The sequence below is a fragment of the Marinobacter adhaerens HP15 genome, assembly GCF_000166295.1.
GTDB lineage: Bacteria > Pseudomonadota > Gammaproteobacteria > Pseudomonadales > Oleiphilaceae > Marinobacter > Marinobacter adhaerens.
The window spans coordinates 15779-33788 of record NC_017506.1; the positions used below are offsets into that span (position 1 = coordinate 15779).

At 49.7% G+C, this 18010-nt stretch carries 18 protein-coding genes; 10 read left to right on the forward strand and 8 right to left on the reverse strand.

Annotated elements, in window-relative coordinates:
* Positions 1-45: 45 nt before the first annotated feature.
* Complete coding sequence (locus tag HP15_RS00065) at positions 46-849, forward strand: SDR family NAD(P)-dependent oxidoreductase (protein ID WP_041644817.1); 804 nt, start codon at positions 46-48, stop codon at positions 847-849.
* A 38-nt stretch (positions 850-887) separates the two neighbouring features.
* On the opposite strand, the gene HP15_RS00070 is transcribed toward HP15_RS00065, so the two are convergent.
* A complete protein-coding gene (locus HP15_RS00070; RefSeq protein WP_049784446.1) occupies positions 888-1526 on the reverse strand; it encodes a TetR/AcrR family transcriptional regulator in 639 nt (212 codons plus the stop codon).
* 61 nt (positions 1527-1587) lie between these two features.
* On the opposite strand from HP15_RS00070, the gene HP15_RS00075 reads away from it, so the two are divergent.
* Entirely contained in the window at positions 1588-2436 is an 849-nt protein-coding gene (locus tag HP15_RS00075) for an SDR family oxidoreductase (RefSeq protein ID WP_206076540.1), read from the forward strand.
* A 7-nt stretch (positions 2437-2443) separates the two neighbouring features.
* Here the strand turns inward: HP15_RS00075 and HP15_RS00080 are convergent, their stop codons facing one another.
* Complete coding sequence (locus tag HP15_RS00080) at positions 2444-2857, reverse strand: VOC family protein (RefSeq protein WP_041644818.1); 414 nt, start codon at positions 2855-2857, stop codon at positions 2444-2446.
* Positions 2858-3403: 546 nt separating this feature from the next.
* Here HP15_RS00080 and HP15_RS00085 point away from each other — a divergent pair.
* The 6 genes from HP15_RS00085 to HP15_RS00110 all read left to right on the forward strand — a co-directional run bounded on the left by HP15_RS00085 (position 3404) and on the right by HP15_RS00110 (position 9976).
* Positions 3404-5122, forward strand: coding sequence for a phytoene desaturase family protein (locus HP15_RS00085; protein ID WP_081449803.1), 1719 nt, complete (start codon positions 3404-3406; stop codon positions 5120-5122).
* Entirely contained in the window at positions 5106-6383 is a 1278-nt protein-coding gene (locus HP15_RS00090) for a cytochrome P450 (RefSeq protein WP_014575649.1), read from the forward strand. Before HP15_RS00085 ends, HP15_RS00090 begins: the two co-directional genes overlap by 17 nt.
* A gap of 49 nt (positions 6384-6432) precedes the next feature.
* Positions 6433-6792, forward strand: a complete 360-nt coding sequence (locus tag HP15_RS00095; protein WP_206076542.1) for a nuclear transport factor 2 family protein — start codon at positions 6433-6435, stop codon at positions 6790-6792.
* 334 nt (positions 6793-7126) lie between these two features.
* Positions 7127-7555 carry a universal stress protein gene (locus HP15_RS00100; RefSeq protein ID WP_041646023.1) on the forward strand — a complete coding sequence of 143 codons (429 nt, stop codon included), beginning with the start codon at positions 7127-7129 and terminating at the stop codon, positions 7553-7555.
* A 374-nt stretch (positions 7556-7929) separates the two neighbouring features.
* Positions 7930-9324, forward strand: coding sequence for an aromatic ring-hydroxylating dioxygenase subunit alpha (locus HP15_RS00105; protein ID WP_014575652.1), 1395 nt, complete (start codon positions 7930-7932; stop codon positions 9322-9324).
* 76 nt (positions 9325-9400) lie between these two features.
* Positions 9401-9976 (forward strand): aromatic-ring-hydroxylating dioxygenase subunit beta, encoded by a 576-nt coding sequence (locus HP15_RS00110; protein ID WP_014575653.1) that lies wholly within the window; start codon positions 9401-9403, stop codon positions 9974-9976.
* Between the two features lie 244 nt (positions 9977-10220).
* Here the strand turns inward: HP15_RS00110 and HP15_RS00115 are convergent, their stop codons facing one another.
* Complete coding sequence (locus tag HP15_RS00115) at positions 10221-11255, reverse strand: hypothetical protein (RefSeq protein ID WP_014575654.1); 1035 nt, start codon at positions 11253-11255, stop codon at positions 10221-10223.
* 627 nt (positions 11256-11882) lie between these two features.
* Between HP15_RS00115 and HP15_RS00120 the strand changes: the two genes are divergently transcribed.
* Positions 11883-12314, forward strand: coding sequence for a hypothetical protein (locus HP15_RS00120; RefSeq protein ID WP_041644820.1), 432 nt, complete (start codon positions 11883-11885; stop codon positions 12312-12314).
* Between the two features lie 165 nt (positions 12315-12479).
* Positions 12480-13310, forward strand: a complete 831-nt coding sequence (locus tag HP15_RS00125; protein WP_014575656.1) for an FkbM family methyltransferase — start codon at positions 12480-12482, stop codon at positions 13308-13310.
* A 47-nt stretch (positions 13311-13357) separates the two neighbouring features.
* Here the strand turns inward: HP15_RS00125 and HP15_RS00130 are convergent, their stop codons facing one another.
* From HP15_RS00130 to HP15_RS00150, 5 genes are all read right to left on the reverse strand, one after another.
* Positions 13358-14554, reverse strand: a complete 1197-nt coding sequence (locus HP15_RS00130; RefSeq protein ID WP_014575657.1) for a Bcr/CflA family multidrug efflux MFS transporter — start codon at positions 14552-14554, stop codon at positions 13358-13360.
* Between the two features lie 180 nt (positions 14555-14734).
* Positions 14735-15118: a VOC family protein gene (locus HP15_RS00135; RefSeq protein WP_041644821.1), complete on the reverse strand. Its 384-nt coding sequence runs from the start codon at positions 15116-15118 to the stop codon at positions 14735-14737.
* 25 nt (positions 15119-15143) lie between these two features.
* Entirely contained in the window at positions 15144-16376 is a 1233-nt protein-coding gene (locus HP15_RS00140; RefSeq protein ID WP_041644823.1) for an NAD(P)/FAD-dependent oxidoreductase, read from the reverse strand.
* A gap of 16 nt (positions 16377-16392) precedes the next feature.
* A complete protein-coding gene (locus HP15_RS00145) occupies positions 16393-16713 on the reverse strand; it encodes a 2Fe-2S iron-sulfur cluster-binding protein (RefSeq protein ID WP_041644824.1) in 321 nt (106 codons plus the stop codon).
* Positions 16714-16731: 18 nt separating this feature from the next.
* Positions 16732-18006 carry an MFS transporter gene (locus HP15_RS00150; RefSeq protein ID WP_014575659.1) on the reverse strand — a complete coding sequence of 425 codons (1275 nt, stop codon included), beginning with the start codon at positions 18004-18006 and terminating at the stop codon, positions 16732-16734.
* Between the last annotated feature and the right edge of the window lie 4 nt (positions 18007-18010).

An 18010-nucleotide genomic window follows, 5' to 3' on the forward strand; every position in this document is an offset into this window, starting at 1 on the left:
ACAATTCAGAGGGTATGTCATGACAAAAAAAAGCTGGAAAATTTGGTGGCGATTGTAACAGGATCTGGGGGAGGACTGGGGGCGGAATGCGCTCGGGTGTTGGCCTCCCATGGAGCTAAATTGGTTGTCGTCGACATCAACGGGAACGCAGCAAAAAGCGTAGTAGCCGAACTGGAGTCAGCTGGCCATGAGGCCATCGCCGTTCAAACCGATGTTTCCTCGGAAACTGATGTAAAGGCGATGATCGAGAAGACAGAGGCGCATTTTGGTCGTATCGATATCCTGCATAACAATGCTGCGGTTCTAAGTATTGAGCAACGACAGCGTGATCGTGATATCTGTAATTTGGACATGGACGCATGGGATCGGGCGATTGCAGTTAACCTCAGAGGCGCTGTGTTGTGCTCCAAGTATGCCATTCCTGTAATGCTCAAACATGGCAAGGGCTCTGTAATTTATGCAACCTCTGGGTTGGGTGCGCAGGGCGATCTGTCTCTGACGGGATACGCGTGCTCCAAAGCCGCATTGAACATGCTGCCGAAATCAGTTGCCGCACAGTATGGAAAGTCTGGGATTAGGGCAAATGCGGTGCAAATTGGGCTTGCGCCCTCAGAGAATGCCCATGGTTCGATGCCCTCTGAGTTGCTTGATATCCTGCGAGACAACCACCTCACGCCAGAACTTGGAACACCCCGTCAAATCGCTGATGTTGTCGCGTTTCTAGCCTCTGATGAATCTTCATTCGTGACAGGGACGACTATTGTCGCGGATGGAGGATTTGGCAGTCATACTCCCTCCCTGGTAGCTATGCGTGAGTTCTTCGCCAAGTCCGGACGAGAAGGTATGTAGGCTGGGTATTGCGACAGAAAGGCATAGCCCGTTGGCGGCTACTTGCTTGCGATGCTTGCGAGTATGAGGTCAGCCGAATGTTCACGCCAAACGCCCATGCCCTCTTCTGAGCGGGTGTCAAATCCCACTAATACTGACATTGAGTAGTGATTGGTAAAGGCACCGGACATTAAGAGGGACGAACTGGCCAGGAAAAGTCGGGCATCTATGTCCGGTCTGAACATTCCCTCAGAAATGCCACGAGTTAATATAGAAGTGAATTTTTTGACCAATGCAGGTGAACGATGAATGAAGTTGTTTGGCCTGCTATCTTGTGACTCGTGGTATCGAATGCCTTCGAGAGCCAAAGTACCTAGTAACGGATCGTTCATATACTGATCGAAACAGCAGTAAAGCAATTTACGCAGAGCGACATCTGGGCTGAGGTCATCAATTTCCAACTCAATTAGCTCGTCCATGATGCGGGTGGATACATCTTCGAGGACTGTTGTAAAAAGCGAAGCCTTGGAGCCGTAGTAGTGGTAAACAAGCTGTTTGGTAACGCCGGCTTCACGGGCAATATCTTCAATACGTGTTCCAGCAAGTCCTTTTACCGCAAAGTTCTCTCTAGCGGATTTCAAAAGGCGATCTAAAGTTTCGCTTTTACTTGAAGGTGAATGCGTAGTTTCATTTGTCATGCTTTTTGGGGCTTATTTTTTAATTTAATGTGTTCCATCTAAAAAAACAGAATAATCGCTAGTGCAGAAGCACAGTAGCAGTATATATGCAAAAGACAAGACTGATATTGTAGGGAAACGGGAGGCTATTTTGGAAACTGGAATTGCAGGACGCAGGGCCATTGTCTGTGCCTCATCCCGAGGTCTTGGCCGTGCATGCGCGGAAGCTCTTGCACGTGAGGGTTGTGAAGTTTTTATTAATGGCCGTAGCGAAGAATCTCTGATGGAGGCTGAAAACCATATTTTTCAGACAACGGGCAATCGGCCGACCTCGGTTGTGGCAGACTTAAGCACCGCGACTGGGCGAGAAATGTTGCTCAGGGCCTGCCCAGCTCCAGATATTCTGATTACCAACAACGGCGGACCTGAGCCAGGGTCAATCAAGGAATGGACTCTTGAACGTTGGGAAGAGGCTCTAAATGCAAACATGTTGGCCGCAATCATGATGATTCAGTCAGTAGTCAAAGGAATGCAGGATCGTTCATTCGGAAGGATCGTCAACATAACTTCCGCAATGGTGAAAACTCCTCGACTTCCGCTAGGTCTTTCGACAGCCGCCCGAGCTGGCTTGACTGCATTTGCAAAGGCTCTGTCAGTGGATGTAGTGCGCAACAACGTGACTATTAATAATGTGCTTCCAGAGCGAATTGAGACAGATCGGCTTGTCTATATGACTGGGCAATACGCCAAATCAAGGGGCATTGAATATACTCAAGCTCGCAAGGAAATGGTTCGGCCTATACCCGCAAGACGTTTTGGAACGCCAGAAGAGTTTGCTGCGGCGTGTACATTTTTGTGTTCGGTTCAATCAGGCTATATCACAGGACAGAATCTACAGGTCGACGGTGGTGCGTATTCAGGACTTATTTGATTGCGTATTACTTTCGGCTTCGTAGTTTCCAGTCATCGGGCGGAATCTCCGAAGCGTCGAAATCTAGCTCGACATCTACTTGGTTCGGATCTTTGAAGAAGACTTGCCAGGTACGTTCATCGCCTGGCGCGCGGATAATTCGATAGGGCACCTCGAACTGGTCCAGTCTATCCAGCACAGAGGAAAGTCCTTGTGCGGAGAAGGCCATGTGGTCCAATACTCCTCGTCGAGGGTTGGGCATCATGTCTACACCAATCAAATGCAACATCGCCTTTCGCCCCGCCGGTGGATATAGCCACGTGCCATCGACCGGGAAAGGTGGACGGGGGCCCTCTTTAAGCCCAAGTAAGTCGATGTAAAACCTTCGGGTTGTTTCGAGCTGGTTTGTAACGACCGTAAAGTGATCCATTCCAAGTATCATAAATTGATCTCTAACTTAATTTTTTTGGCTCTACAGGGTTCTCTCTTCATTCCTTGAAGTTGCGCCCCCGGCAAACACCCGACCGAAAAAGCTTTAGGCGACTCACTACGACCCCACTGCGATGGCTCTATAAGCCGGGTTCAAGCTTGGCGTAGGGGAGGGTGGCTCCGTAGTTTGTAAGCGCTTTCTCTTGTCGAACCTGTTTGCTAACTCTGCAGTGTTTCTCGTGGTTAGTGTAAACCCTCGATTTCCAGAAATAATTCTAATAAAAATATTATATTCTGTCTGCAGAATTAAGTGGTAGTCTAAGGTGTTGAAATTATTTGAAACTCGAATCCATGGGTTCCCTTTATTGGGCACGCCGTTTTACTCCAAGTAAAACTGATCTTCGATGTTGTTCGCGGAATTACTGATAGGGTCATGCTTAGCGTAAGGAGATCGTTTTGTGTGACGAACCACGAAGGCTTTTCCTCAACAATTAAACACCGAAGAGAAAGTCACCTACGCATACGACGCTCTGATCCGCAAAAATATGGAGTCGGTTTTATGAACAATAACAACTCAGAATACGACGCAATCATTGTTGGTGGTGGCAGTAACGGACTATCTGCCGGCTGTTACTTGGGCATGGCTGGGAAAAAAGTGCTCGTTCTGGAGGCGTTGGACAAAGTAGGAGGAATGGCATCATCAGGCCATTTAATACCGGAAGCTCCTGATCACCTCGTGCACCCATGTGCTCTAGATATGATGTCGATGCGCGTTCATTCGCATGTACCAAAGGAGTTGGGCTTGTCTCGGCATGGTTTCAAAATTCTCGAACTCAGCCCGGGATATGTCTATTTGCACCCGGACGGTTCCTCTCTGGTGTTCTGGCGTGATCGCCGGAAGACAGCTGACGAGATCAGGCGATTCAGCGAACGGGATGCGGAAGCCTTTCTTCGGTTCATGGATCTTATCGATCTATTCATGGATGTTGCGTTACCTATGATGCGAGTTGACCCTGCTCGCACAAATATCAGAACTAAACTGCGCGTTCTGGGGGCCATTCTTAAAAAGAGAAAACTCAAGCCAGAGTTGATGGCTCTGATGACAGGGTCGGCTCATCAGGCAGCTCGGGAGCGCTTTGAGCACCCGGTGACCATCTCGGCGATGTGCGCTCTAACTGGCCTTGCCGGAGACATTACCGCTGACGGCGGCGGAATCTACTACGCGCTTCTTGGGTTTCTTCATCGTTTTGGCGTTGGACGTGTTTCTGGTGGAATGCAGCAGTTGAGCAATGCGATGAAAACTCGCTTGGAAGAGCTTGGCGGCACGGTCATGACTTCCGCTTCTGTAAGCGAAATCCTATCTGAAAAGGGTGTGGTGCAAGGCGTTAAGCTAGCAGATGGTCAGAGTTTTAAAGCGCCCGCCGTTATTGCAGGTTGCCATCCTAAAGTCGCCTTGGAGATGGTTAGTGCCGGTGAAATCCCCTCAAACCTGTTAACGCGTATTGCGATGGCTCCCGCCAACGCGAAAGGAACAGGGCCTTTGAAAGTGGATTTGGCACTCAGTGGCCAGATTTCTGTTCCTAAGTTTGAAGCGGCGAGGGGTGATGGGCTTGATCTTCGTCGAGCATGTTTGCTCATCGGAACGGAAGAGGCTGTGCTAGAGAATTTCTCCTCCTCGTCGCGAGGCGAGGTTCCAAAGCTTCCCTACATCACGATGGCTGCGCCAAGTGCCGTAGATGCTACTCAGGCACCAGAAGGGCAGGATGTAGTCTACATATATCCGCCAGTCATGCCTGTTAATCCGAACAAGGGTTGGGACGTGATTCGGGAGCAAGTCGCAGATCAGGTTGTTGAGCAGGCTTCTCAGTATGTTGCGGGTCTGAAAGATCAGGTTATAGGACGTCGCATCGAAGCCGCGCCAGATTTTACCGCCCGTTTAAACACGGTTAATGGGTGTGTCGTGCATATCGATACGACAACGATGCGTTCCAGCACTATGCGCCCCGCCCAAGGTTTGGGCGGCGATACGCTGCCGGTAGAAGGACTTTATCTGGGTAGCGCAGGTACTCATCCCGGTGGTGGGGTGAATGGCATGGCCGGCCGTTTGGCTGCAAGTCGTGTAGAGCGCTTTCTCGGCAAAACAGGCGAAAAAAAGAGCAGAATCGGCCCCCTGCTCGGTTTGGGTATGGGGACGAGGGTTTCCACGTCCCCCGTTTTTTTAGCAAAACTCCAACAAGAAAATTGCAAAAAAAGGAATAAACATGACGCTAACAGCTAATAATTTGGATATCGAAGCAGCATACCATGCGGTTTCAGATACGTATCTCGGTTCGGAAGTGGACATCCATGAGCTTTGCCGGGAAAAACGTCACAACGAACCGGTCATGGAGGGGGATTTTGTAGATACATATCTAAAGGTGCCCACGAATGCCGGCGCAAAGGGAGGTAAGTGTGCAGTCACCCTCTTCAAATATAAGGACATTCTTTCGGTTTTGCGGGACGGCGAAACCTTTACCAATGGCTTTATCGCTGAGGGTTTGGGAGCCTTCTTTGACGGCCTAATCGTTCTCGCTATGGACGGAGAGCAGCACCGGCGGACACGAGCGTTGCTTCAGCCCATCTTCATGCCCCAAACAGTAAATACATGGAAACCGGAGATTGAACGGGTAATCCGTGATGAGTTTTTGACTCCCTTGGTGGCGACGAAGGGCACGAATCTAATGGATTTCGGGCTGTATTTCCCAATTCGCGTAATGTACGCCCTGATGGGCTTCCCCACAGATGATACGGAAAAATTCAAAAAGTATGCGAGTTGGGCTCTGGCCTTGGTGGCAGCAAATCAGATTGACCCCGAGAAAGCGAAGATCTTTGGGCCGATCGCTGGCCAGGCCGTAAAAAGTCTATACGATTCAATCAATGAGGTTGTAGTTAAGACTCGTGCGGAAGGAGCTGAAGGAAACGGTCTTATAAGCCGTCTGATTAATGCTGAGTACGAAGGAAGAGCACTTGATGACCATGAGGTGACTACTTTTGTTCGCTCACTCCTTCCCGCAGCCGGTGAGACAACGACGAGAACCTTCAGTTCGATCATGACTCTGCTCCTTGAGCGGCCGGATCTCTTGGAGCGGGTGAAAAATGACCGCAGTCTTATCAGCAAACTGATTGACGAATCAGTCCGCTTCGAACCTGTTTCAACCTTCAAGGTACGTCAGGCATCTAAGGATGTAGAAATAGGCGGGGTGAAAGTTCCCAAAGGCGCACTAGTGCAATGTATGGTGATCTCTGCGAACCGAGATGAGGACATATTTCCCGAGCCAGACACTTTTGATATTGACCGTCAGGCTCGCCCCTCTCTGGGTTTCGGTTTCGGGCCACATATGTGTATCGGGCAGTTTGTGGCCAAAGTTGAACTTAATTCGGCAATCAACGCGATTCTGGATTTATTTCCTGGTATTCGGCTGGATCCTTCGAAGCCAGCCCCGAAGATTGCAGGGGCCCAGTTGCGCGGCGCAAAGGCTATCCACGTAATCTGGGACTGAGAGTTTATTGGTTATCGCCGACCCTTGGTCGGCGTAATGAGGCATGAGCATGAGTGATTTAGAAGCTAATAACATTGAGCGCTTTCTTCATGGGCAGATTGAAGCATGGAACACGGGTAACAAAGAGGCCTTTTTCGAGCACTATCGAGAGATCTCTCCCAGTGGGCTAATCATTGAGTACGTGGGACAGCCACCACTAAACGTCGAGGGCTGGGCGGTACTGGAAGGTATGTGGGAGAAGCAGAACAGTAAGTTTTCTGTGGAAGTAGAGCTATCAGTTGTTGCGGGGCAAGAGGCTGCCTGTCATCACCGAAATGTCATGCGAGATGGTACTGGTGTGATTGAAACGATTGAGCATTATCGCTTCGTAGATGGCAAAACCTTCGTGCGATATTTCATTAAATCTTGAGCTGGGTAGTGCCCAATCTTCTATAACGCTTCAAACAGTAATCTGGTTGCTATGGACAATCCGTTCTGGCGCGGCTGGCTTTAAAACCAAATAGTTTTTTCTTACTTAATATTTACACTAATTGGTAAAGTGTTTAATAGTTGTTGCTGTATCAGTTTTCCTATTCTAAAGTGGGATACCGAGCTAATGCCGGATTCGCCCGAATCCGGCATTAGGAAAGATTAGGCGCGCGTTGCGACCCATACCGAGAATGCGTCATTAATGGCGCTTTCGACAGACCAGATCGGTTAGTCACATCTGTCTTCTGATGAAGGCAAAGAAGAGGATGAATAGAATGGAAAATGTGCTGGTTCCTTTCGATGAGTCGAAGTCTGCTAGACGTGCGATTCAGTATGTGATTGATCGGGCGCAGCTCTTTGCGGGCCAAAAGCTGCATATAATAAACGTACAGGATGAAGTGAAGGTTTTTGGAGACTGCTTGACCCAAAGTATGATCGATGAAATGCATGAAAGCGCGATTGCTTATAGCTCAGAATTTACCGCGAGCGCTGCAGCAATGTTGGAAGGCACTGGACTGCGTTTTGAAACCCATGAATTGATCGGTGATGCTCCAAGTGAGATAGCAAAGGCTGTTAAAGAGTATGATTGTCACCTGGTCGTGATGGGTACTCGTGGCATGAGCAAGCTTGGCAATTTACTCATGGGTTCGGTCGCCACCAGGGTTATTCATGAGGTTGATGTTCCCGTGTTGCTGGTCAAGTAGTCTGGCTCTAATTTTAGGGGGCCAGATTTGAGTGCGTCTACGAAATTAGCTTCTATTTGGGACCACCCCTCACACCAGAGCCCCTCCTCCTGCCATTTATGTCATAAGGCATGGTGGCGCAAAAGCTAGTATCGCAGATTCACACGGATCGGAACGCCCACGAAACTGGCTCTAAATCTGAGTATTTCCCTAATCTCCTCTCAACGACGCACTCCTGACTCTCTTTCTTTTAACGTGCCACTGGTGGCAAAACCATTCTGCAATAGTTGATTTAGGTCAGTTTTGCAGCCGTCGCTTGCGCATATACTTGAGCATAATATGAACATAAATGTGAAAAATGTTCATATCTGTCAGAGTGAAAATGGAGAGCAAGTATGACGAACAACAATAATCCGGTACTGAGCGACGGTACTAGAATCACCGACCTCGTCGATTTAGAACACCGTGAAGTCAAAATGCGCACGTTGTCTGATCCAGAACTGTATAACCTCGAAATGAAGAAGATCTTCGCCAGGACATGGGTCTTCCTTGGTCACGAAACCGAAATTCCTAACAAAGGAGATTTTATCGTTCGAGACATGGGGTCTGACTCGGTAATCATCGCCCGTTCCGGTGATGGACAGATCCATGTGTCGTTGAATGTTTGTCCGCACCGCGGCATGAAAATATCCACACTTGAGGGAGGTAATGCATCAATCCATCTATGCATATACCACGGCTGGGCCTTCAAGCCGAATGGCGATTTTGTTGGGGCACCGGTAGAAAAAGAGTGCATGCATGGCAAGACTCGTACGAAAGCTGAGCTTGGGCTGAGAAAAGCTCGAGTAGCCCTATACGGAGGCCTAATCTTCGCGACATGGAATATTGACGGCCCATCATTCGACGAGTTCCTGGGTGATGCTAAATGGTACTTTGACACCCTTTGGTGCCGCACACTGGCTGGTATGGAAGTGCTCGGACCGCCGCAGCGCTTTGTGGTGCGTGCCAATTGGAAAACAGCTGCCGAACAATCAGCTTCCGATGGCTTCCACACTCTTACCTTGCACCGTTGGCTGGGAGAGGTGGGGCCATATGCCAAGAAGCCCGACGGGGAAGGCAAGGGCGGCGACCTGACTCCAGAAATGTACGGTGCAGAGGTATGGACAGAACATGGGCACACCATGCGCTGTATTGAACTGGACCGAAAAATTCGAAGGCTCACCGGCAAAGACCCGTCCACCTTGACTCCGGAAGAGAAGCTTACGCTCCTGCCGCCGCCAGGCATTACTAAAGAGATGGTGCCCGAACTACTCAGTCGCTTTAGCGATGAGCAACTGCAGCTTATGAGTTCGAACCCCCCTCAGGTTGGTAATTTTTTCCCTAACGGTTTGTTCGAATTCATTTACCTTCCGCAGCCGGACGGCACCGTACTCGGTGCCATGGCTTTGCATGCTTATGTACCCAAGGGGCCCGACAAGCTTGAGTTCGTCAACTGGATTCTGGCCGAGAAAGATACCCCGCCTGAGATCAAAGCGAAAATGCTTCGTCAGTCAATTCAATTACTCGGTACCTCAGGCATGGTTGAGCAGGACGATTCTGACACCTGGCCTCACCAAACCATCGTTTCGAAGGGAGCCATGAGCCAGGACATCACCCTCAAATATCAGGCGCTTTATGAGACCGGTAAACCAGAAGGCTGGCCGGGTCCGGGGAATGTTGGTGCGGGTTTTACCAAGGACGATACCCAATGGCAATGGTGGCTCTACTGGCATGACCTGATGACTGCCTAAACCTGATCCGAGCTCATTGATCTAATAGTCGTCGGTCCTTGAACGGACCACATGAAAGATATTAGGGAGAATTACAATGAACGAATTGCAGCGCCTGCTGGAACCTAGTCCACTGCCGCCGACAGACCGTGCTAAGCGAATTTCGAGCGGTGATCCGCTTTATCACGAAATTGTGGATTTCTTTCACGATGAAGCTGAGTTGCTCGATAATTTGCAGCTAAAACAGTGGGGCGAGAGCCTGACCCGCGATCTTGAGTATAACTTGCCAATCCGCCAGACACATCCCGTGCGCCATCAAGATAAGACTGTGGTGCGAACCGTTCAACATATGCACGATACCTATGAATCGATGATGGTTCGGATCATGCGTATCACCGACACCAAGAGCGCCTGGGGCGAGGATCCCCCTTCGCGCACCAAGCGTTTGATCGGGAACGTACGCGTTTTTAGAACCAGCAAGCCTGATGAATATAAAGTGCTGAGTTATCTTTTGGTAACCCGAAGCCGTTTTGATTTCGATGATTTCGACCTGATCCCATGTGAGCGCCACGATATTCTGCGACGCGAGAGCGGACGTCTGAAGCTAGCTCGGCGTGAAGTAATTGTTGATCAGGCCGTGATAGGCACTCCGAATCTCGGGATTTTTTTCTGACTGGAAGTAATCTGTCTTGATTCAGGAGAAGATGAATAAGCTTCCAGACTCCTTCGGGAGCTACAGCTGTCCTCTGGCCGTCTATGAGTTAGCTAAATTGAAAGCCGAAGGGTAAAACGATTTATCGTTTAGCAGGCGGGTCTCGACGGATGTCGCGACCCGCTCAACTCCGAATTACCAGATCAAAGAATTGATTCTTCGGCCACGCCCCCAAACACCTTCAAGTTAAGTCGGGGGTTTTTAACTAAATGAGGTCTGCACCTCTTACATTTCTCTCGGAACCGTTTCTTCGATCTGACTCACCCCATGAAAGCCAGTGGTCAGGTGTGCGTGTGTCGCCTACTTGGCGCCAGCGACCTTCCTGTTGGGCAGTGATTGGAAAACCCCCAACAAAATCAATCATCTCACCCTTGGGGTCTGGCAGAAACTCCCACTCTTCTTCGCCATCAAGAACAATGCGAGCAGACTCCAGAAAGTAACTGCCATCTTTGTGGATTGCCTTGCCTTCAATGTCGTTCGTGACTCGAACCTCTCCTTTCTCATTCATAAGTATGGCGTAGCCAAGATGGTTATGTCCCACCATGAATGAGCCCGCATCCCAGGTGCCATCGGTATAAACAGTGACAAAGGACCACCAGATGACGTGCATTTTGTTGTTGACGACTAGATCCTTTTTGAAATGGATGGCGCCGCCTTCTGCCATATAGAACTGATCTAGTGCCATCGCCCCTTTTACTGGCCGACCTTCACAAACGCCATGGATGTCCCATAACTGGGAGACGTAAAAAGTTCCCCATTCCACACCAGGAAGATACCACTGCATGCCTGAGCCCAAGAGCTTCCCCTCCAGCTCAAATAGTCCTTCCTCCTTCCATGTTAAACGTTCGCTGGATGCTGTGATTTTCCAGGGATTTCCCGACTCACCTGGCTGGTTGCTCCAGGTAACGACGTCGCCATTGAGAGTCTGTAAGGGGATGGGTGTTTCAGCCTGAGCTTTCATTCGCTCATGATCCATGCGCAAGTTTTTGCCATCGATGTGATTGGTCTGATAAATGAATTTTGTCGGGTTTGGGGTTCCACCTGGGGCCAACAGCGAGCGAACAAAAGAATAGATATTGCCGTCCACATCCCGCACTGAGCCAAACGGCGAACTCTTACTGAGCTTTAGTCCAAAAAATCCGCGTTCGCCGGCCATCGCGGGTCCTGTCACCTTGTGAGGACCAACAAGCTGTTGGTAGTCGAAATCGCCGCGTTCGGGAATAGTTTTAAACCTTTTCATCTTGTTCTCCTTATTAGGCCCGGATCCTCAATCTGCTCAGCGTTGACTTTTGGGCTAGACAAAGGAATCAGGCGTCATCTGAGTTTCTTGTAGGGTTTTTGACGAAGATTGCTTGGCCGTGCCTATCAACTAACTTTGAGGATGGAACATAGAAATTATTGATTTATATCGGGGCGATCCAAGCGTTTATGGCTCAGCTGCCTGTTTTATGAAGCTAGCAAAGCCAGAGCTATTTATCCATTATAGGGAATCGGGTTCTACATATAGAAAAAATGGCAATTATGTTGACAGGTGTATGAAATAGGCTAAACGGCACGTTAATAGGGCGCTGGCGCGCTGAATTTCGATTTTTGGGGGAGAAATAAAGTTTTACCCGCAATCAAACGGTTTCTTCAATGGATACTGCAAGGGGGCCTTTCACTGAACAAAAGGAAACGCCTCTAAAGATGAAGATCGGGCGAGATAGTGAATCTCAGGTTGCCGTATAGTTAACTTGCCCAGATTGACAGAGGGCCTGGTTCAGGCGAAGAAGCAATGAGAAGCAGGAAAAGATCGAATCCGAACTCAAAAAACCGTTTGAGGCCATCAAGTTGGGAGGGTTTTTAACTCGAAGAGCACGACTTATGAATGATCGTACCTCAAGCAAATGTGCTTCGCTGCAGCAAACTTTGGACGAAGAATACGGCTTTGGTTTTGGTGGCACTCATCGATGAACCTCAGTGGCAACAAAACCAAAGGGCCGAGTTAACGCGGAAACATGTGATAGTCACTCAAGTGCTCAGGTACGGCACAATATCCTGGATCAAACTGGCACATCTGGCTTTGTTGACGGCTGCCGCTTGGGCTGCTGGCGATAAGGATGACGACAAGCTTAAAAACGATGAAAAAACCTATAACTATAAATCCAGCAGCAATATTGTTTGTTTTCATGATGCCTCCCGGACACTTTGTGTCCTTGGTCCGATCAAACTGGGCTTCCGAGGTGGAAAGCTTATTTGTTTGATCGTCTTTCTTGTTTTATTTGATGGTCATCTAGCTGTACCGCTATTCAAAGATTAGCAAAGCTCCGTTGCGAAATCCACAAATTAGAATTAAATTCTGTAACAAGAACACGAGTGATTAGTAAGCCCGCATTAAGGCAGACATTTAGCTGCCTCGGGCACCATTCGGGAGGTCTACCTATCAGGACTTCAGAAATTTACGGTGGATTAAAGAGGAACACTGATGCCAACCAACAGTTTAGATCATGCCGGGCGTGAAATTCAGGTGGAGAGTTGGCGGATTGAGGAACGGCAGGAAGGTATTGCCCAGCGAGGCCTTGATGGCTGGCCCAAGGATTTGCAAGAAGACCTTGAAGAAATTGAGAGACTTCGACTTTGTTTGCGGGATCTGCCTGAGCCTCCCGTTCTCCTGCATCCGATTCATCCGATTAAACTGCGTGTGGATGCGAACATCAGTCCGACAATGGTCTATTATTTTTTGCTCGGCGATTACGAAGAGTCGGACCTCGAGTTGATTGAAGCATTCATTCTTCCAGGAGACCGTGTGGTTGAATGTGGTGCTGGTGCAGGTATTACCGGTGCGTTCGCAGCCCAATGTTCAGGGGATAGCGTTGTTCTGGTTGAGCCAAGCGAAAGCATGCACAGTACTATTCTCGGAAACTTCGAAGCTAATGGTGAATCCTGTGAGATCATCGGCGCGGCCGTTGTACCAGACGGTTTTGAAGGCGACCATCTTAAAATTTATATCAATGAAGAGTACTGGTGGACAACGACCCGCACGAATGCTGGAGGCCGCCCTAAGCATGTGCCGGTGATCCGGATTTCTGAGCTGTTGAGGCGTGAGCAGCCCACGGTGTTATTAATGGATATTGAGGGTGCGGAGGTAGGGTTGCTACCCAAGTCCCTTCCGGCTGATTTGCGTCTTATTATCGCGGAGCTTCATACGCCTGATATCGGGGACGAAGCGACCGCTGAAATTGTTAATTCGATTGTTTCCCAAGGCTTTAAGCTAAAGCGGATAAAAGCTCAAACGTGGGTATTTGGACGCGATTGAACTCTTTTGGCTATTGCCGATATCTCATGGCTCTGTTCTAGCGTGATCTATGCCCGTGTTTTTTTGCCAAGAAGGAAAAAGAATAAGCTGCCAGCCGTTGAGATGAGCATGACCGTCATGAGTGGAACTGCGCTTGGAAGCGGCCAGAAACTGATCACCGTCGCCCCCAAAGTCCCAATTAGAAACTGAATGGCCCCCATTATCGCTGATGCTGAGCCTGCGCGATGCCCCTGGCTTGCCATAGCTAAGGCCATTGCGTTGGGGCTAAGTAAACCCATTGACGTCATGAACGCGAAAAAGCAGAGCATCAGCAGCGGAAGGGAATCAAACTGCAATACCGCGGAACTGAATCCAAGAAGGGAAGCAACAAAGGGAATCCAAATAACGTGTTTCAGTACTTTTTCTGGGCCGTATCGAGTTGCCAGGTTTGCGTTGATCTGAGACCCAGCAATCATCCCGATGGCATTAATACCAAAAAACCAGCCAAAGTGCTCGGGGGGGACTTCGAAGAGTTCAATGACAATGAAGGGTGACCCTGCGACGTAAGCAAACATCCCGCCAAACAACATGCCAGCGACGAGAACATATTTTTGAAACTGCCATTCCCTCAACAACTCCAGGTAGCGAGTAAGGACACTCCATAAGCTCAAATGAGCATTTGGCTCACGAAAATGAGTCTCACGCATCGAATAGTGCGTGCTGATGAAAAGCACTATACCCGTTACGCCAAGTACAGCGAAAATTCCTCTCCACCCCATGATGTAAAGAAGAAAGCCTCCCAGCAGGGGAGCTAATATTGGCGCAAGGCCAAGTGCCAGCATCAACATTGAGAAGGCCTTGGCACTCTGTGCTGGTTTAGTTCGGTCGCGAATAACCGCGCGGCTGATAACAACGCCTGAACTTCCGCCAAGGGCCTGGACGAAGCGAGCGATAGTCAAGGTTGTAAGATCACTGGCGAACACGCACGCAAAGGAGGCAAGAACATAGAGTGCAAGGCCAAAGTACAACGGGGGTTTTCGGCCAAAATGGTCGCTCAAAGGCCCGTAAAGCAATTGTCCAACGGCCATGCCCAAAAGGTACGCGGCCAATGTTACTTGAATCTGAGCGGAGTTGACGTTAAGGCTCTCTGCGATAGCGGGAAAGGCAGGCAGATAAAGATCGACCGATAGTGGCGACAATGCCGTGAGCATGGCAAGCAGGAATAGCCAACCTGGAAAAAACGACGCCAGTTTTTGCAACTTCATATAGCGAAACTCCAGACAGCATCAGATATTGCCGACCAATTGGTTCTGGCGGTGAGGCGTGAAGAGCAGATGGATTGCTATCTGCGAATACTTGAAAGAATTGAGGAGAGGCTGATTTGGTTCTCTGCCCACAACAACCCCAACACGCTCTTAGGTTCCCAGAGCTTTGGCGCGTCGACCCTATTCAGTTGGCCGGTATCCAATACATATTTTGTGACCATCAAGATCACGGATGTAGGCTGCATACGCGTCCTTAGCAACCGGTCGTGGCCCGGGTGCCCCCTCATCGGTTGCACCTGCTTTCAGTGAAAGCCTATGGACTTCGTCAACCGCCTGAGGGGTTGGCGCTTGGAGTCCGATGGTGACTCCATTGCCCGATGAAGCGTCTTCGCCGTCAATTGGATAGAGTACAACCAAGGCAGGCTGGTCGACTCCCCACGCGGAGGCTTTTCCCGGCACATTGATCAGCCTTTTTAACCCCAGAGGCGGCAAGATTTCGTCATAGAAAGCCGTTGCTCTATTGAGGTCTTTAGTTCCTAATGTGACGTGCGTAAAAACGCTCATAGAAAGGCCTCCTTACAGCCTTGAATCAGTCTCGATGCTGTTTTTCCCACTCTTTGAGATCGAAGCCGTCAGCATTTGCTTCAGCCGGCGTAAGTTCAGGGGGGCGAGAGAGGATTTTCTTGCCGGCCAGATGGTCGCCCGGCCGATTACAGGCTTCAACAGCGACAAAGTGACCTTTCCGAAAGCAAAGAACTGAGAATTGTCGGGAGTCCTTGGAGCCAAGGGTGACGGTTGTGTCAAATCCTGTTGATAAGCCAGCAATTTGTAGTTTCAGGTTGCCTTGGTCTGTCCAGAACCAAGGAACGCTAGAGAAAGGTGAGGGGCTTCCCAATAACCTCGCAGCCACAGCTCTGGCTTGGTCCATAGCATTTGGAACTGACTCGATCCGAGTAAACTGTCCTTCATTGTGAGTACAGGGGAAGCAAGCAACATCCCCAATGGCGGAGATATGTGGGTCGTTCGTAAGTAAGTTCGAATCTACTTTGATTCCATTTTCAATAGTAAGCCCCGCTTCGCTGGCTATCGCTATATTCGGAACAACCCCAATCCCGTAGACAACGAGGTCGGCTTTGAGGATCTCTCCGTCTTCCTTTTCCACACCCGTCACTTTTCCATTGCTTCCGATCAGCCGCTTTACGCCCTGATTGAAGTGAAAAGTGACCCCCCACTCTTGATGAGTTTCCTCAAAAACCTCGGACATTTCTTGAGAAATGGCCCGAGCCATTGCCCGCTGTCCCATGTCAATTACTTGCACATTCGCATTTTGGACGGCGATAGCGGCAAACTCTAAACCAATAAAGCCTGCGCCAATTACAACGACATCTCGTGCGGACTTAACTTCAGGTGAGAGTGCGTCTGCATCCTTCAATGTTTTGATACCAAACACGCCTTGAAGATCTTCACCGGGAAGTGCGAGGGGTCTGTTGTGGGCTCCGGTCGCCAAGACCAAGTGGTCATAATGACAAACAGTTCCACTTTGTAGCACCACTCTTCGGTTTTGGCGATCTATCTCGATGGCGGTGTCATGAATAAGATCGATATCTTGTTCTTGGAAGAAGGTTTCCGGACGAAAAGCGAGGCTTTCACGCTTAATCTTTCCAAGCATGTAGGCCTTCGATAAGGGCGGACGCTGGTATGGAAGGTCTGGTTCGTCTCCAATCAATGAGATTTTACCTTTGAAGCCCCCTTGCCGCAGAGACGCAGCTACCTGAAAACCTGCCTGCCCGGCTCCTACTATCGCGACAGAAGAAAGTGACATTTTTGACTCCAATGGCTCAGTATTGTGATTCGGGCAGACGTAGGACCATTCCGTCCATGCTCTCATCGAGCGTTATCTGGCAGGTTAGTCGACTGTTTTCTTGGCGCTCGCTAGCGAAATCCAGCATGTCCGATTCCGTGTCCTCCATCTTGGGTAGAACGCTTACCCATCGCTCATCCACAAAGGCGTGGCAGGTTGCGCAACTGCAGGCGCCGCCACAATCACCTTGAATGCCTGGAACCATTGCATTAAGGGCGATTTGCATAATTGACTGTCCGGTTTCACCGTTCAGTGTGTGCTCTGTACCATTGGATTCGATCAATGTGATGGAGGGCATGTTGTTCTCCTTTTGTTATTAGGCCTGACTGGTATTTAGGTTTGTGGCCACTGCGTATCGTGGCACTTTGCCCAAGGTCATTAGCAACGCTGGGCCGATAATTGAACAAGCTAAGCTGTATACCAGCATCGCAGAGTAGCTGCCTGTATGGCTTAGCAGGCCGGCGAATAAAAGAGGAGCCAAGGCTGATGCCACAGTCAGCAAGCCTTGGTGGAAGCCGAATAGGCGTCCGTAATCTCTGAGGCCGAAATACCGTGCAATGAGGAACGCTGCGATATCAAACTCAGCACCAGCACCAAAGCCTACGCAGATAGCTGCCAAGAAAAGCGGTAGAAGTTCAGTGCTTCCCTGTAAGTAGATCAGGCAGCCGACCGCAGGCAATGCTAGGCTGAAGGCAGCGATAGCAGGTGGCCAGAAGCGGTCGAGAAGGTAGCCGACCGCGATTCGGCCAAAAATTAAAGATACTCCGAAGAAGCTGAACACCAGGGATGCATCTTCTGCAGAAAGCCCTATATCGCGGAGCATGGGAACTGTGCTGGTTACCATCCCAACTATGGAGGAAATAACTAGTGCGAGAGCGATGTTGCACGTCCAGAATTTCCGTGAAGTTAGTCCTTCCCGGTAGCTGACACCGGGGACCGCTTCGGTATCAACATCACTTCCCGAAGCTTCTGGTAAGAACTCGGGGAGAGTAAGCCATTTAGCAGTGAAAGGAAGCAATATTGCCAGGTTCATCAGGGCCAGAATGACGAAGGCTGCTCGCCAATCCCAGGTTTCTATGCCCCAAGAAAGTATTGGAGGCACGATCGCTGCAGTAATACCTGTTCCACTCAGACCGATAGCTAACGCAAGTCCCCGGTTTTTTTCAAACCAGATATTCAAAAGCTGCGTCCAGGTAACAGCCAAGCACCCCATTCCAAGCAGAGGCAGGATTGCGAATGCCAGATACAGCATCCATATGGAACCTTGGATTTGCGTAGTTGCAAGGTAGCCCAGAGAGATCAGAACCAGAGAAATCATAGTAACGCGCTTCATCCCATAACGTAGGTTCAGCCAACCTACGACTTGAAGCGAGATTACCGCGCTAGCGAACAAGAAAGTGATGGCAGCCTGCAGTGAGCTCCGTTCCCACCCAAAAGCTTCCTCGAGAGGCACTACGAGCGTTCCGAAGCCATACAGCAGAGAGGCGTTGATGCTTATAGCTATGCCGATGACAGAGAGAGTTAGTATTCGCCAGTTCTGGCGGAACTCGGTGATGTCAACCGCTGCGATGCTGTTCTTTGGCGAAGGCATGGTA

Bases quoted from the DNA above. Each gene is read 5' to 3' on its own strand.
- HP15_RS00070 (WP_049784446.1), bottom strand. From the start codon at position 1,526: ATGACAAATGAAACTACGCATTCACCTTCAAGTAAAAGCGAAACTTTA.
- HP15_RS00080 (WP_041644818.1), bottom strand. From the start codon at position 2,857: ATGATACTTGGAATGGATCACTTTACGGTCGTTACAAACCAGCTCGAA.
- HP15_RS00085 (WP_081449803.1), top strand. From the start codon at position 3,404: ATGAACAATAACAACTCAGAATACGACGCAATCATTGTTGGTGGTGGC.
- HP15_RS00090 (WP_014575649.1), top strand. From the start codon at position 5,106: ATGACGCTAACAGCTAATAATTTGGATATCGAAGCAGCATACCATGCG.
- HP15_RS00095 (WP_206076542.1), top strand. From the start codon at position 6,433: ATGAGTGATTTAGAAGCTAATAACATTGAGCGCTTTCTTCATGGGCAG.
- HP15_RS00100 (WP_041646023.1), top strand. From the start codon at position 7,127: ATGGAAAATGTGCTGGTTCCTTTCGATGAGTCGAAGTCTGCTAGACGT.
- HP15_RS00105 (WP_014575652.1), top strand. From the start codon at position 7,930: ATGACGAACAACAATAATCCGGTACTGAGCGACGGTACTAGAATCACC.
- HP15_RS00110 (WP_014575653.1), top strand. From the start codon at position 9,401: ATGAACGAATTGCAGCGCCTGCTGGAACCTAGTCCACTGCCGCCGACA.
- HP15_RS00115 (WP_014575654.1), bottom strand. From the start codon at position 11,255: ATGAAAAGGTTTAAAACTATTCCCGAACGCGGCGATTTCGACTACCAA.
- HP15_RS00120 (WP_041644820.1), top strand. From the start codon at position 11,883: ATGATCGTACCTCAAGCAAATGTGCTTCGCTGCAGCAAACTTTGGACG.
- HP15_RS00125 (WP_014575656.1), top strand. From the start codon at position 12,480: ATGCCAACCAACAGTTTAGATCATGCCGGGCGTGAAATTCAGGTGGAG.
- HP15_RS00130 (WP_014575657.1), bottom strand. From the start codon at position 14,554: ATGAAGTTGCAAAAACTGGCGTCGTTTTTTCCAGGTTGGCTATTCCTG.
- HP15_RS00135 (WP_041644821.1), bottom strand. From the start codon at position 15,118: ATGAGCGTTTTTACGCACGTCACATTAGGAACTAAAGACCTCAATAGA.
- HP15_RS00140 (WP_041644823.1), bottom strand. From the start codon at position 16,376: ATGTCACTTTCTTCTGTCGCGATAGTAGGAGCCGGGCAGGCAGGTTTT.
- HP15_RS00145 (WP_041644824.1), bottom strand. From the start codon at position 16,713: ATGCCCTCCATCACATTGATCGAATCCAATGGTACAGAGCACACACTG.
- HP15_RS00150 (WP_014575659.1), bottom strand. From the start codon at position 18,006: ATGCCTTCGCCAAAGAACAGCATCGCAGCGGTTGACATCACCGAGTTC.